This window comes from Marinobacter sp. EN3, assembly GCF_000475315.1.
In the GTDB taxonomy this organism is placed as follows: Bacteria; Pseudomonadota; Gammaproteobacteria; order Pseudomonadales; family Oleiphilaceae; genus Marinobacter; species Marinobacter nauticus.
Genome location: NZ_AXCC01000001.1, coordinates 488,848 through 503,440, shown reverse-complemented (window position 1 = coordinate 503,440; position 14,593 = coordinate 488,848). Strand labels below are relative to the sequence as shown.

16 protein-coding genes are annotated in these 14,593 nt (G+C 56.8%); 15 read left to right on the top strand and 1 reads right to left on the bottom strand.

Annotated features, from left to right (window positions below):
• The first annotated feature begins 340 nt into the window (after positions 1-340).
• From rluC to Q675_RS21825, 3 genes are read left to right on the top strand one after another with little or no spacing between them, the layout of a single operon-like run.
• Complete coding sequence (gene rluC / locus Q675_RS21835) at positions 341-1,408, top strand: 23S rRNA pseudouridine(955/2504/2580) synthase RluC (protein WP_227499486.1); 1,068 nt, start codon at positions 341-343, stop codon at positions 1,406-1,408.
• Positions 1,408-2,058 (top strand): HAD family hydrolase, encoded by a 651-nt coding sequence (locus Q675_RS21830; RefSeq protein WP_011785349.1) that lies wholly within the window; start codon positions 1,408-1,410, stop codon positions 2,056-2,058. The genes rluC and Q675_RS21830 overlap by 1 nt, the downstream gene beginning before the upstream one ends.
• 29 nt (positions 2,059-2,087) lie before the next feature.
• Positions 2,088-3,137 (top strand): S49 family peptidase, encoded by a 1,050-nt coding sequence (locus tag Q675_RS21825; RefSeq protein WP_011785348.1) that lies wholly within the window; start codon positions 2,088-2,090, stop codon positions 3,135-3,137.
• A 13-nt stretch (positions 3,138-3,150) separates the two neighbouring features.
• Here the strand turns inward: Q675_RS21825 and Q675_RS21820 are convergent, their stop codons facing one another.
• Positions 3,151-3,744, bottom strand: a complete 594-nt coding sequence (locus tag Q675_RS21820; protein ID WP_011785347.1) for a Maf family protein — start codon at positions 3,742-3,744, stop codon at positions 3,151-3,153.
• 141 nt (positions 3,745-3,885) lie between these two features.
• Here Q675_RS21820 and Q675_RS21815 point away from each other — a divergent pair, with 141 nt between their 5' ends.
• From Q675_RS21815 to putP, 12 genes are all read left to right on the top strand, one after another.
• A complete protein-coding gene (locus Q675_RS21815) occupies positions 3,886-4,443 on the top strand; it encodes a YceD family protein (RefSeq protein ID WP_011785346.1) in 558 nt (185 codons plus the stop codon).
• A gap of 30 nt (positions 4,444-4,473) precedes the next feature.
• Entirely contained in the window at positions 4,474-4,653 is a 180-nt protein-coding gene (gene rpmF / locus Q675_RS21810; protein WP_011785345.1) for a 50S ribosomal protein L32, read from the top strand.
• A 42-nt stretch (positions 4,654-4,695) separates the two neighbouring features.
• The gene (gene plsX / locus Q675_RS21805) at positions 4,696-5,700 is read left to right on the top strand and encodes a phosphate acyltransferase PlsX (RefSeq protein WP_014421134.1); all 1,005 of its coding nucleotides are present in this window, start codon (positions 4,696-4,698) and stop codon (positions 5,698-5,700) included.
• 127 nt (positions 5,701-5,827) lie between these two features.
• On the top strand, positions 5,828-6,766 hold the full coding sequence (gene fabD, locus Q675_RS21800) for an ACP S-malonyltransferase (RefSeq protein WP_011785343.1): 939 nt from the start codon (positions 5,828-5,830) through the stop codon (positions 6,764-6,766).
• Positions 6,767-6,782: 16 nt separating this feature from the next.
• Positions 6,783-7,526 (top strand): 3-oxoacyl-ACP reductase FabG, encoded by a 744-nt coding sequence (fabG, locus tag Q675_RS21795; RefSeq protein WP_011785342.1) that lies wholly within the window; start codon positions 6,783-6,785, stop codon positions 7,524-7,526.
• A 132-nt stretch (positions 7,527-7,658) separates the two neighbouring features.
• Entirely contained in the window at positions 7,659-7,892 is a 234-nt protein-coding gene (gene acpP / locus Q675_RS21790; RefSeq protein WP_008938713.1) for an acyl carrier protein, read from the top strand.
• A 125-nt stretch (positions 7,893-8,017) separates the two neighbouring features.
• Positions 8,018-9,265, top strand: coding sequence for a beta-ketoacyl-ACP synthase II (fabF, locus tag Q675_RS21785; protein ID WP_011785341.1), 1,248 nt, complete (start codon positions 8,018-8,020; stop codon positions 9,263-9,265).
• A gap of 6 nt (positions 9,266-9,271) precedes the next feature.
• Positions 9,272-10,090, top strand: a complete 819-nt coding sequence (gene pabC, locus Q675_RS21780; protein WP_023010472.1) for an aminodeoxychorismate lyase — start codon at positions 9,272-9,274, stop codon at positions 10,088-10,090.
• Entirely contained in the window at positions 10,090-11,160 is a 1,071-nt protein-coding gene (gene mltG / locus Q675_RS21775; RefSeq protein WP_011785339.1) for an endolytic transglycosylase MltG, read from the top strand. Before pabC ends, mltG begins: the two co-directional genes overlap by 1 nt.
• Positions 11,157-11,801 (top strand): dTMP kinase, encoded by a 645-nt coding sequence (tmk, locus tag Q675_RS21770; RefSeq protein WP_011785338.1) that lies wholly within the window; start codon positions 11,157-11,159, stop codon positions 11,799-11,801. Before mltG ends, tmk begins: the two co-directional genes overlap by 4 nt.
• A 98-nt stretch (positions 11,802-11,899) precedes the next feature.
• Complete coding sequence (locus Q675_RS21765) at positions 11,900-12,679, top strand: AraC family transcriptional regulator (RefSeq protein ID WP_011785337.1); 780 nt, start codon at positions 11,900-11,902, stop codon at positions 12,677-12,679.
• Between the two features lie 312 nt (positions 12,680-12,991).
• Positions 12,992-14,482, top strand: coding sequence for a sodium/proline symporter PutP (gene putP / locus Q675_RS21760; protein WP_011785336.1), 1,491 nt, complete (start codon positions 12,992-12,994; stop codon positions 14,480-14,482).
• The last annotated feature ends 111 nt before the right edge of the window (positions 14,483-14,593 follow it).

Sequence of the window (14,593 nt, the reverse complement as noted above, 5' to 3'; positions counted from 1 at the left end):
TTTGCGTGGCAATGATTCTTCGCGATGTCGCCCGACGGTTTTCCAGTCGGTTTTCCTCTCCCGGAGCAGGTCGCAGCCTTTCTCGGTCTGGCCTGTGGTTCCGGGAGTCTGTTTCCCGCTGCATCCGTTAATGATTGGTTTTGCAGCGTTCAAACTCTTAATCAGTATCGGTATACTGCTGCCGCTCCGGCTTCTGACCAGAGTTCGTCAGGCCGTAGACAAACGGCAGAGCACGCCGGAATATAACAGGTACAGCGTAGCCAGACAACTCCCAAATTGCGTCTGTCCCGGCTCACGGGGCGGGCATACGGCACCGCAATCCATCAACACAAGGATTTTCATGTCGCGCACCTCCGATTCCCGCAAGTCAAAGGGCCGTCGCCCCGCCATAGGCAAGGCCCGTGGTGTCGGAAAAACTGCTGTCAAAGCGAGGCCTGAACGTGCTCCTGGATCTGTGGCGACAGAGGTTCAGTGGATTAGTGTAGATGAGGATATGGCGGGGCAGCGGGTGGATAATTTTCTGATGGCGCGGTTGAGAGGGGTGCCCAAAAGCATTGTCTACCGCATTGTCAGAAAGGGTGAAGTGCGCGTGAACAAAGGGCGTGTGAAGCCCGATACCCGCCTTAATCCGGGTGATGTGGTTCGAATTCCGCCCCTGATGCAGCAGGCCAAAGCCGAACAGCCCAAGCCCGGCAGTCGGGTGCAGGGGGTTATGGAGGCTGCGATCGTTTTCGAGAACGACGAGATGTTGGTGGTGAACAAACCCTCCGGTATAGCGGTCCATGGCGGAAGTGGGTTGAGTTTCGGGTTGATTGAAGTGTTGCGGTCGGCCCGGCCGGAAGCCAGGTTCCTGGAGTTGGTCCACCGTCTGGATCGGGATACCTCGGGCCTGGTGATGGTGGCAAAAAAGCGTTCAGCCCTGCGGTTTTTGCAGGATGAACTGCGGCAAAAGCGGATTCGCAAGTATTACCACGCCCTGGTGGTCGGCAGCTGGCCGGAAGGCGTTGATCGTGTTGCCGAGCCGCTGTTGCGTTTTGAGATGCCTAATGGCGAGCGCCGGGTTCGGGTCAGCGAAGAGGGTAAGAGCTCCCTGACTTTATATGCCTGTTTACAGCGGTTTCAGGGGTATAGTCTTGTTGAGGCGTCTCCGGTGACTGGCAGAACCCACCAGATTCGGGTGCACAGTGCCTGGGCGGGTCATCCGATTGCCGGCGACGACAAGTATATGGATGATGCCAGTCTGAAAGCTTTCCGGGCCATTGGTGGGCAGCGCTTGATGTTGCATGCCAGGGCTCTTGAGTTTTCGCTTCCGGGTTCGGGCGAGCCCATGCGGCTGGAAGCATCATACGACGAGCCCTTTTCCGGGGTGCTCGAAGAATTGGCCAAGCGAAGCGGGAAACGGTCGTAATGAAGGTAAAGGTAGTTATTTTTGACTGGGACGGAACGCTGATTGATTCGGTGGACCATATTGCTGACAGTCTGCATCAGGCGGCAACGGAACTTGGGTATCCCGAGCTGGAGCGAGAAGCCTATCGCGACATCATTGGTCTGGGCATGATCGAGGCGTTGGAAAAATTGTATCCGGGTCTGAGTCGTGAAGAGATGGTTCGTATTCGTGAGGGCTATGCGGGTTACTTCTTCAAAAAAGTGACCACGCCCCAGAATGTGTTCGACGGCATGGCCGATGTGGTTGCCGATCTCCGGGGTTCCGGGCGTGGGTGTTCGGTGGCTACTGGCAAGAGTCGGAGGGGTCTTGAATTGGCGTTGACCTCCAGTGGTCTGGGGTCGCATTTTGATATCACGCGCTGTGCGGATGAAACCCGGTCCAAGCCGCATCCGTTGATGCTGGAGGAAATCCTGGCGTTCTACGGCTATGAACCGGAAGAGGCTGTGATGATTGGCGATACCCGTTACGATCTGGAGATGGCTCAGCGTATTGGCATGCCCTCCATCGGTGTGGAGTGGGGGGTGCATAAGCGTGATGTGCTTGAGGCCTATGATCCTCATGCGGTGGTGAATTCAGTGGCGGACCTCCGGAAGGTGTTGGGTCTGCGCTAACAGCAGGACGTTGCAAGTAAGGAATACGAATGAGCGAGTGGGATTCGGATAAGCAGTCGGAGTGGGGCGACAAGCCCGTTGAGCCAGAAGCCCGGGGCGCCCGAGGTGGCTTGTTTGGCAGCAGGAAGCCGTCGATGCCGCCGGAGACGGGGCGTGATTGGCGTCTGATTGAAAAGCTGGTGATGTCCTTGCAGGCGGAGCAGCGACGCAGTCGTCGTTGGGGTATTTTCTTCAAGCTGCTCACGTTCGGATATCTGTTTGCGCTGCTGTTCATGATTCGTGCGCCCTTCGGAGAAGGCGTCGGGGCCACAGTGGGAAGCCATACCGCGCTGGTAGAGGTGAATGGCCCGATTGCTGCTGATGAGCTGGCCAGTGCAGATAACCTGGTCGGGGCATTGCGTGCCGCGTTTGAGGCCGAGAGCTCGAAGGCGGTTGTGCTGCGGATTAACAGTCCGGGCGGCAGTCCGGTGCAGTCCGGCTATGTCTATGATGAGATCAAGCGGTTGAGGGAGGAGTATCCCGACAAAAAGATCTACGCGGTGATTTCTGATATTGGTGCATCGGGTGCTTATTACATTGCCGCAGCAGCCGATGAGATATACGCCAACCGGGCCAGTCTGGTCGGATCGATTGGTGTAGTGGCCGGTGGTTTTGGCTTCACTGAGGCGATGGAAAAGATTGGCGTGGATCGTCGTCTCTATACCGCAGGTGACAACAAGGCTTTCCTGGACCCGTTCTCGCCGGAGCAGGAGGAAGAGGTTGCGTTCTGGCAGAGTGTGCTTGAAAACACCCACAAGCAGTTCATCGAAGCGGTCAGGCAGGGACGTGGCGATCGCCTGGCGGATGACCCCAGGCTGTTCAGTGGCCTGGTCTGGAGTGGTGAGCAGGCGGTAGAGCTGGGGCTTGTAGATGGTCTGGGCAGTTCATCCTGGGTCGCGCGCCAGTTGGTGGGCGAAGAGGAGCTTGTCGATTACAGTCGCAGCCGTTCTCCTTTTCAGGAGTTTGTGGATCAGCTGGGGGTGGCCGTTGGTGAAGGTGTCGCAACCCGGTTGATGGAGTCACGACTGGAGCTCCGATAAGTTGCCTCGGGCATCAGTCCAGCAATGGATTGATGCCCAGCTCTCTCAGTATACGGGTGAGCGCAATCAGCGGTAGGCCGATCAGGCTGTTGGGATCGTCGCCCTGAAGGCGGCTGAAAAGGGCGATGCCAAGACCTTCCATCTTGAAGCTGCCCGCGCAGTCGTAAGGCTGCTCTTTCTGCAGGTAGCCTTCAATTTCCTCTTCCTGTAAGTCCCTGAAGTGCACCTCAAACGGTTCGCAGTGAGTTTGAAGGTTGCCGCTTCGGGTATCCAGAACTGCCAGACCGGTGAGAAAGCGCACCCGGTTGCCACTGCTTCGCATCAATTGCTGTTTTGCTGTGTCGTAGCGGCCGGGTTTGCTCAGGAGGCTGCCATCCGGTAATGCCGCCACCTGGTCGGAGCCGATGATGATATGGTCCTGAAAGCGCGGGGCGAGAGCTTTTGCTTTGCTTTCTGCAAGTCGGACGGCCAGGGCTTCGGCTGCTTCTCCTGGAATGGGTGTTTCGTCGATGTCGGGGCTGGCAGTGTCGAACGCAAGGTTGAGCCGGGCCAGCAATTGCTTTCGGTAGGGTGAGGAAGAGGCCAGTAGCAGCTTGGGAGGAAGCATAGGGTTTCAGGTCCGGTCGGTTGGATATGGGAGTTCTTTCGGGCTGATATCGTAAAATACCCCTATTCCGGGCGAAAGGCCCGGTAGAAAGTCGATTAAGTCTTTGACAGAGGCGGGTCTCGCCCCTAAAATTGCGCGCCTATGTCCAAAGCGCCGATCGTCGAACTGCCCAGATCTGTCGACCCAAACAAGTTGGCAGAGCAGAACACAACGCTTGAAGGGGTGATTCCTTTCAGGGGGCTTTCTCGTTTTCGTGAAGCTGTGCCGGGACTGCCAGAAGATGGTGAGTGCAGCGTAAAGCTGTCTTTCTATCGGGATGGGGAGCGTCGCCGGATAGTGTCGGGTGAGTTGTCTGCGCCGGTCATTCTGGAATGCCAGCGCTGCATGGGTGACATGCAGGTGACTCTGGAATCCCGTTTTGATCTCGGTCTGGTCATCAGTGATGAGCAGGCGCAGCGGTTGCCGAAAGCGTTGGAGCCATTTCTGGTAGAAGATTTCAACGCCGATCTCTGGGCAATGGTGGAAGACGAGTTGCTTCTGGTGCTGCCGCCATTTCCGCTCCACGAGCGGGAGGAGTGTCCGGCAAAAGAAGATCTTGAAGCGCTCGAAGAGCCCGAGGCTGCCGAAGAGCCCGAGACAGAGCAAAGAAAAGAGAACCCGTTCAGTGTTCTGGCGGGACTTAAGACGACAAAGCATTAACGTATTCGAAAATAGGTCAGGAGCATAACCATGGCTGTACAGCAAAATCGCAAAACTCGTTCAAAGCGTGGCATGCGCCGTTCACACGACGCACTGAGTGCTGCTGCTCTGTCTACCGACGCAACAACTGGTGAAGTTCATCGTCGCCATCACGTGTCTCCAGACGGTTTCTACCGTGGCAAGCAGGTGGTTGAGGCTCGCGACGAGTAATTCGTCGGGAATTTCTTCTGACCTGTGCCGCATGGACGAGTGGTGAACACGCCGGTCACCATTGCCATTGATGCTATGAGCGGTGATCGCGGTGCCGCGGTTGTCGTCCATGCTGCGCTGGAAGCAGTGCGTGAAAACGAAGCCTTGAGTCTTGTTCTGGTGGGAATCCGGAGCGAGCTCGAGGCTTTGTTGCATGAGGGGCATGCCCGTATTCGCATTGTTGAGGCTGCCGACGTCGTTCGTATGAACGAGCGGCCTTCCCATGCCCTCCGCCACAAGAAAAACTCCTCTATGGCCATTGCGCTCAGTCTCGTGCGGGACGGAGAAGCGCAGGGCTGTGTCAGTGCCGGAAATACCGGTGCGCTGATGGCATTCGGTCGCTCGATCATTCGGATGTATCCCGGGATTGAACGTCCTGCCATCGCAAAGCTGATCCCCTCTCTGCGTGGCCGTTGCCATGTCCTGGATCTTGGTGCCAACGTCGATTCCACAGCGGAGAATCTCTACCAGTACGCCCTGATGGGGTCCCTGATGGCATCCGCTATCTGCCGCCAGTCCGAGCCACGGGTGGCACTGCTGAATGTCGGTGAGGAAGAAATCAAGGGTAATGAACAGGTCCGGCTCGCATCACACATGCTGGCCCAGTGCGACACCATCAACTACATCGGTTATGTCGAGGGAAGTGACCTTTTTCGCGATGTCGCCGATGTTGTAGTGTGTGACGGTTTCGTGGGCAATATAGCCCTCAAGACCGGAGAGGGGGTTGCCGGCCTGTTGATCGAATTGCTGGAGCAGGCATTCACACGCTCCATGTACGGTCGTTTTGTGGGCTTGCTGGCCAGGCCGATTATCGGGCGACTTCTGCAATTGATGGACCCTTCCAGGCACAATGGCGCCAGTCTGCTCGGGTTGCAGGGTGTGGTCATCAAGAGTCACGGCAACGCCAATGAGCGGGCGATGCTGGCGGCGATCCGGCAGGCCGTTCGTGAGGTTCAGCTGGAAGTGCCACGAAGGATCAACGAAAGACTCGATGATCTGATGTTATGATCCCTCCTCGTTACCGGGAGCGCGACTAAAGTCGTCCCGCATCCCGGCTCTTATTCGCGGATAATTGGCCCTGATTGTACTATTGGCTAATCTTCAGTAACCCTTCAATGACGATAAGATTCCGCTTATGAAATCAGCGTTTGTTTTTCCCGGACAAGGCTCCCAGTCACTCGGCATGTTATCTGCTGCCGCTGAAGCGTGGCCGATGATCACCGAAACGTTTGACGAGGCGTCCAACGTTCTTGGCTATGACCTGTGGCATCTTTGTCAGCATGGCCCCGCCGAAGAGCTCAATAAAACCATGGTTACTCAGCCTGCTCTGCTGACCGCAAGTGTTGGGCTGTGGCGGCAGTGGTGTGTATCTGACGGCCCCCGGCCGGATTTTGTTGCTGGCCACAGTCTGGGTGAATACAGCGCCCTGGTGGCGGCGGAAAGCCTGGATTTTATTGAAGCTGTAAAGCTGGTTCAGCTGCGCGGTGAACTGATGCAGGATGCCGTGCCTGAAGGGCAGGGGCGTATGGCGGCCATTCTGGGTCTTGAGGACTCGGATGTGGTGTCGGCGTGTGAGGAGTCTGCTGAAGGTGATGTGGTTGCCGCAGTGAATTTTAACGCGCCGGGCCAGGTGGTTATTGCCGGTAGCGCAGCGGCCGTTGAAAGGGCCATTGAAGCCTGCAAAGCCAAAGGTGCCCGCAAGGCCATGCCGTTGCCGGTTTCGGTTCCCTCCCACTGTGCGCTCATGAAGGGGGCGGCGGAACAGTTGGCTGAAGCCCTTGAGGATATTCGGTTTAACGATGCTGTCATTCCCGTTGTCCAGAATGTCAATGCTGAGCCGGCAAGGGATGCAGAGGTGCTGAAAGCTAATCTGCTCAAGCAGCTATACTCACCGGTGCTGTGGACAAACTCGGTACAGCGGCTGTCTACCGAAGGGGTGGGTGTGGCTGTTGAGTGTGGCGCCGGCAAGGTACTGGCCGGTTTGATCAAACGTATCGATCGTTCTCTGCCGGTTCACGGCATCGAGAGTCCTGATTCTCTGGCTGAAGCCCTTAAGGCCTTTGGTCAGTCCTGATTACACGGAGTGAATTATGTCTTTGGAAGGCAAAGTTGCATTGGTAACCGGCGCCAGTCGAGGCATTGGCAAAGCCATTGCTCATGAACTTGCCCGGCAGGGAGCCGAAGTGGTGGGTACCGCGACCAGTGCCGAGGGGGCCCAGGCCATTACCGATGGCCTGAAAGAAGCGGGTTTCAGTGGCTATGGCATTGTTATGAATGTGGCAGAGCCCGAGAGCATCGAGGCTGGCCTCAAGCAGCTTGCCGAGCAATCAGGTGCGCCCCTGATTCTGGTCAATAATGCCGGCATCACCCGTGATAACCTTCTGATGCGCTTGAAAGACGATGACTGGTCTGAGGTTCTGGAAACCAACCTGTCCAGCGTCTATCGCACCAGCAAGGCGGTATTGCGTGGTATGGCGAAAGCCCGTTGGGGCAGAATCATCAATATCAGCTCAGTGGTTGCTGGTATGGGAAATCCCGGGCAGGGCAATTACTGTGCGGCGAAGGCCGGTGTTGAGGGTTTTACCCGTAGCCTGGCCAAGGAAATGTCTAACCGCGGTATCACGGCGAACTGCGTGGCACCTGGTTTTATTGACACAGACATGACCAAAAAACTGGACGATAAGCAGCGTGAGGCTATGCTGGAAATCATACCGGCTGGTCGCCTGGGGTCGCCGGAGGAGGTTGCCGCTGTGGTGGCTTTCCTGGCATCGGACGGCGCCGCTTACGTAACCGGAGAAACCATTCATGTGAATGGCGGCATGTACATGGGTTAAGTCCGTTCCGGGCTGGTGTGCAACCCCTTGTCGCACAACATGTTTGACAGAATCCCTGCTTGTTTGCAGGTGGGGTTTAAACTAAACTGGCAGCCATAGAGTTGCTTGGTTGACACATAAAGTGAGGACATTATGAGTACAGTTGAAGAGCGCGTTAAGAAGATTGTTTGTGAGCAGTTGGGCGTGAAAGAGTCCGAAGTTCAGAACACATCTTCTTTTGTAGAGGATCTTGGCGCTGACTCACTGGACACTGTTGAGCTGGTTATGGCCCTGGAAGAGGAATTCGAGACAGAGATTCCTGACGAAGAGGCCGAAAAGCTGGGCACCGTTCAGGACGCGATCGACTACATTGTCGCGCACACCTGATACCCTGCGAATCAGATAGCCAGGCAAAAGCCGTCCTTTGGGCTTATTGAAGGACGGCTTTTTTATTGGTCGGACATTGGCCAGCAGTGAACCATCAGAGACGGAACAATCGGGTGATTGGGGATATGAGCAAGCGACGGGTTGTCATCACGGGAATGGGTATGCTTTCTCCGGTGGGGAATGATGTGACGTCTTCCTGGGAAGCCATTCGTGCCGGACGCAGTGGCATCGGACTGATTGACCGCTTTGACGCGTCCGAGTACACCACTCGCATTGGCGGTGCCGTCAAGGATCTTGATATCGAGCCCTGGTTGTCCAGCAAGGAAGCGCGAAAGCTGGATGCCTTTATTCACTATGGCCTGATTGCAGCGCAGCAGGCGGTAGATGACAGCGGCCTTGAGCAATACAGCAAGCTCGACAAGGAGCGGGTAGGGATTGCCATAGGTTCAGGTATCGGTGGCCTGGAATACATCGAAAAGAACGTTCTTCAGATGGATAAGGCCGGCCCGCGCAAGGTTTCGCCGTTTTTTGTGCCGGCATCCGTCATCAATATGATTTCCGGTAATGCGGCGATCCGTTTCGGCTACAAGGGGCCGAATATTGCGATCGTGACCGCCTGTACCACTGGAACACACAATATCGGCTATGCCGCCAGAACCATCGCCTACGGCGATGCCGATGTCATGCTGGCCGGCGGCTCTGAAATGGCGACCACACGCAGCGGCGTGGCGGCATTTTCCTCCGCCCGGGCCCTGTCGACCCGCAATGATGAGCCGGAAAAGGCCAGTCGCCCCTGGGATCGTGACCGTGACGGCTTTGTACTCAGTGATGGCGCCGGCGTTGTGGTTCTGGAAGAGCTGGAACACGCCAGGGCGCGAGGAGCAACCATTTACGGCGAAGTCATCGGCTTTGGTATGAGCGATGACGCCCATCACATCACGGCCCCCCCGGCCGATGGTGAGGGTGCGGCGCGCTCCATGCGAAATGCCATCCGCGATGCCGGCATCAGCCCGGATCTGGTCGGATACATCAATGCCCATGGAACCTCCACTCAGGTTGGCGATGTGGCTGAGGTGGCTGCAGTCAAATCGGTGTTTGGCAGCCATGCGGAAAAACTGGCCATGAGCAGCACCAAATCCATGACCGGACACCTGCTGGGCGCCGCGGGTGCCGTTGAGGCTATATTCTCGGTATTGGCAGTCCGGGACGGGGTGTTGCCGCCCACCATCAACCTTGATCATCCGGATGAAGGTTGTGATCTGGACTTTGTGGCGCACAAATCCAGAGATGCCGATGTGAAGGTCGCGTTGTCGAATTCGTTCGGCTTTGGCGGCACCAACGGGACCCTGATCGTCAGCCGCTACGAGGGTTGAGCCCGGGTGTTGAAGCTCTACTGGGCAGACGACGACTGCCTGCTCCCTGGTGACCGGGGGCTGGCATATGGAGATGGCCTGTTCGAAACCATCAGTGTGAACGGGGATTCCGCGCCTTTGCTGGTCTATCACCTTGACCGGTTGATGCGGGATGCCGGGCGCCTGGGTATTCGGCTGAGTCGGCCCGAACTGGAGTCAGCGGTTGCCCATGCAATGAAGCGCTATGGCGCCATTCATGGCATCAGCCACTGGGTGCTCAAGCTGGTGGTAACCCGTGGCAGCGGTGGCCGCGGATATCGGCCGGCAGCTGATGTCAGCCCCCATCTGTATCTGTTCCATTCTGTTCTTCCTCCGCTACCGCCCGAAACCGGGGTTATGGTGGACTTCTCCCGGGTACCGTTGACGGTCAATCCACTCCTGTCTGGCATCAAGAGCCTCAATCGGCTGGAGCAGGTAATGGCGGCCCGTGAAATGAAGGATCCAACGTTTGAATTGCTGATGACCAACGCGGCAGGGCATGTAGTTGAAGGTACCAGAACCAATTTATTCCTGCATGGCCCTGATGGTTGGAGAACACCTCCGGCGGCCTCGTTGGCGGTTTCCGGTGTGATGCGCCGAAAGGTGATCGAATGCCTGCTCGCGGCGGGTGAGCCGTTCCGGGAATGTGAACTGCAGGTGGAGGACCTGCTGGGCCGCGAATGCCAGGGTCTGTACCTGACCAACAGCGTGCTTGGAGTTGTTCCGGTTCGCAATCTGGCGGGCCTTGATTTGCCTGTGGGCAACCGGCTTGCGACAATTTGCGATCCTCATAAGCGACCGGATTGATGCGCGTGTTCAAAAAGCTACTCGTAGGTATTGTTGCTCTTGCTGTTCTGGCGGTTACCGGCAGTGGTCTCTGGCTCTGGCAGGGTTTGAAAACACTTGAGACCCCGGTTGTCCTTGACGAGCCCACTCTGTTTTCTGTCGAGCCCGGTACGGCGTTTGGTCGCGTTGCGCGGGAGCTGGCTGCGAAAGGATTTGTGGATGATCCGCTCTGGCTGCGGATTCACGGGCGCCTGAACCCGGAGCAGACTCTGATCAAGGCTGGGGACTACGAGTTCACCTCTGGTATGACCCCGGTCGACATGATCAACCAGATGGTAGAAGGTAAGGTCAAGCTCTGGTCCGTGCAGTTTATCGAGGGCTGGACCTTTGCCGAGATGCGGGCAGCGCTGGCGCGCACCGACAGGCTCACCAGGCAGACCACCGATTGGACGGATGAGGAGATCATGGCGGCTCTGGGAGCCGAAGGGCAGCATCCCGAGGGCTGGTTTTTCCCGGATACCTACCTGTTTCACGGTGGTGAAACCGATCTCGATATTCTCAAAAGGGCCTACAACATCATGACCGAGGTCCTTGAGGAGGAATGGCAGAACCGTGAGGAAGGGCTTCCGTACGACAACGCCTATGAGGCACTGATCATGGCGTCGATTGTGGAGCGTGAAACCGGAGTGGCCGGCGAGCGACAACAGGTGGCGGGTGTGTTCGTCCGGCGCCTGAAGAAGGGTATGCGCCTGCAGACGGACCCAACGGTTATTTACGGTATGGGTGACAAATATCGGGGCCGGATTGGTCGCAGTGATCTTCGTACCTGGACACCCTATAACACGTATCGCATTGATGGCCTGCCGCCAACGCCTATTGCGTTACCGGGACGAGAATCCATTCATGCCGCGTTGCATCCGGATGACGGCGATGCCCTGTACTTTGTCGCCCGGGGGGATGGCAGTCACAAGTTTTCCCGTACGCTTGCCGAGCACCAGAAAGCCGTGCGTGAGTTCCAGCTGAACCGCCGGGAAGATTACCGTTCATTCCCGGCCCCGGATTCAGAAACCAGCAGTAACGGAGAGCAATGATTTTGGCCAGAGGGCGATTCATTACATTCGAGGGTACCGAAGGGGTTGGCAAGTCAACACAGCTGGATAACGCTGCGAAAACCCTGGAACGGCTTGGTATTGATTACATTGTGACCCGTGAGCCAGGTGGCACCCCTATGGCAGAAAGCATCCGTGAGCTGTTGCTGGCCCCCAGAGAGGAGTCAGTACACGAAACCACCGAGCTGCTGCTGATGTTTGCCGCCAGGGCTCAGCACCTCCATAACAGAATCCTCCCGGCACTTTCCGCCGGTAAGTGGGTTCTCTGTGACCGGTTTACCGATGCCACCTTCGCCTATCAGGGAGGTGGCCGTGGCGTCTCCAGAGAACGGATTGCGTTGCTTGAGGCTCTGGTTCAGGGTGAGATGCGTCCGGACCACGTTATCCTGCTGGATGCACCTGTGGAAACCGGTATGGCTCGTGCTCGAAAGCGCGGTGAGCTTGACCGGTTTGAGCGGGAGGCGCAGGCATTTTTTCAGCGGATACGGGAAACCTATCTGGAGCGCGCGACGGAAATGCCCGGGCGCTACCATGTGGTAAACGCCGCCTTACCCCTCGAGCAGGTATCCGAGAGTGTATCAGCCCTCCTGACCGCACTGGCAAAACTGCCGGTTTCTGACTGACAGCAGACAGATCGCTGGCGAATCCCGGTGTTTTCGTGCACTTTTTGTAATGTTCTGCTTTAATTGAGGAACATTCTCGATAACGGCTTTCAGTAGTAATGCTCAACGCGAAACTTTTGAAGCTACCCACGGCTGCCCAACAGCATCACCATGAACACCACCAGATCGTGGTCGGTGTGCGCGGGCAGGCGGAGCTGAGCATTGATGGATCCGGTGCCTGCCTCGACACCTGGAAAGCCTGTCTGGTACCTACAGAGGCGCGCCACGATTATTGTGGTGATCAGCAAAACCACGTGCTGGTCATCAATGTTGATCCCTTCTGCGCAGCACTGTCGACACCACTGCACTCGGACTACGACAAGTTGATGCGGCTGTTTGAGAAGCCGCGTACGGTACAGATGGATAACCGTATTCAGGGGTTGGTCCAGTTTGCCGCCGGTGAATTCGACCGTTCACCGGATAACCGGGCGCTGCATCAGCACCTCGCCGCCAGTATTCTTCATTGCATGGCTGAGCGCATCGTCGACCGGCCCCCCGTTTCCAGTAACAGAAACAGTCTCAATCCCGAGGACATCCGCCGCTATATCGTCGGCAATCTTCACCGCAAGATAACCGTTCAGGATCTGGCCGGTGTCGCATGCCTGAGTGTGAGCCGGTTTCATGAGATTTTCCGGCAGGTTACCGGGACAACGCCGCATCAGTTTCTGCTGCAAACCCGGCTCGATCAGGCGGTTGGACTACTCTCCTCGACCTCGCTTTCGGTTTCTGAAATCAGCTACCGCACCGGCTTTTCATCGCAAAGTGCGCTGACCAACGCGCTCAGAAAACATCGGGGCATTACACCTTCCAGGCTACAACTGAATGAACATGTGGCCTGATTCAGGCGTGGATTCGTAGGTTTTGACGTCAGTCCCGTAGGATTCTGCAAAATAATCGTAGGATTTTGTAAGCCTCGAATCCGTAGTAATACTAATTTATATCGCCCGAGGACCGAGGCTCCGGAGCTGAGCTGGCTGGTCGCAAAGATCTGGCGATCAGCTATATTCAATGAGGAATCCCGGCAAGTTGATTCTTGCTACAGGTCTGACGAATCCGAGACATACAAAAAAACGGCACACAGTGCCGATCTTTGATCTGGTGTTGTGCCAATCGAGCGGATCTTATCCGACTCATAAAACCGGAGGAGCCATATGGCTATTGGAGTTTGGATCAGTCTATTTGCGTATTTCGCCCTGATGATCGTAATTGGCCTCTGGGCCATGCGCACATCATCAGCCACTGCTGAGGATTACATGCTGGGGGGCCGTGCCCTCAGTCCTAAAGTTGCGGCGTTGTCAGCCGGCGCATCAGATATGAGTGGGTGGTTGCTGCTGGGTTTGCCCGGCGCCCTCTATGTTACCGGTCTGGCCTCGGCCTGGATTGGTATCGGTCTGTTTGTTGGTGCTTTCATTAACTGGGTTGTGGTTGCACCCCGGCTGCGGGAGCAGACCGTGCATTATGGCAATGCACTCACCATCCCGGCGTTTCTGGCCAACCGTTTCCCAACCAAGGCTCTGCCGCTGCGCACAGTATCCGCCATCGTTATCGTGCTGTTCTTCGCGGTTTATACCGCCTCTGGCCTGGTTGCCGGCGGCAAGCTGTTTGAAAGCGCCTTCGCTGGTATCTTTAACTTCGGTGGCATGAGCGACTACGCCGCCGGTATTGTGATCACCCTGGGTGTGGTGCTGGCGTACACCGTGGTCGGCGGCTTCCTCGCGGTGAGCATGACGGACTTCGTGCAGGGCTGCATCATGATGCTCGCTCTGGTCATCATGCCTGCAGTAGTGCTGTTCGGCGAAGGCGGTGGTGGTTTCGCCCAGGCTTCCGAGACCCTGAACAGTGTGGATCCAACGCTCCTGTCGTGGACGGAAGGGCTCACGGTGATTGGCTGGTTGTCGGCAGTTACCTGGGGGCTCGGCTATTTCGGCCAGCCGCACATCATCGTACGTTTCATGGCTATCCGTACCGTGGGTGAGGTAGGGACTGCCCGTAATATCGGTATGTCCTGGATGGGCATCTCCCTGATTGGCGCGATCGCGCTGGGTGTGTTTGGCCGTGCCTACGCTGTACGTAATGGCCTGGACGTTGCTGATCCGGAAACCATTTTCATTGTTCTGTCAGATCTGCTGTTCCACCCGCTGATTACCGGTTTCCTGTACGCCGCGCTGCTGGCGGCAGTCATGAGTACCATCTCCAGTCAGTTGCTGGTTTCCTCCGCCTCGCTGACCGAAGACTTCTACCGTCTGTTCCTGCGCAAGGAAGCCACGGATAAAGAGTGTGTCAATGTTGGCCGGGCCTGTGTTGTGGCGGTTGGCCTGGTGGCAGCCTTTATCGCGTCTGATCCGGATTCCCAGGTTCTGGGACTGGTCAGTAACGCCTGGGCGGGCTTCGGTGCTGCCTTTGGTCCGCTGATCATTCTGGCTCTGACCTGGCCGCGTACCAACGGTGCAGGCGCACTGGCTGGCCTGATTGTGGGTGCAGCCACCGTGATGATCTGGATCTCTCTGGGCTGGAACGGTGAGTTCATGGGTGGCCCCGGTGTGTACGAGATTATTCCGGGCTTCATTGCAGCGTTTGTCGCTATCGTTGTGGTGACTCTAGCCACTTCTGATGCCGGTGAGTACCAGCACATCGAACGGTGATAATTCACCTGCACTGAATAAGGGGCTCCTTCGGGAGCCCTTTTTTTGTCCTTGAATAATGGAGTGTCGCTGGTCATGGGTTTGTGTGTCAGGACCAAAAAAAACGCCAGC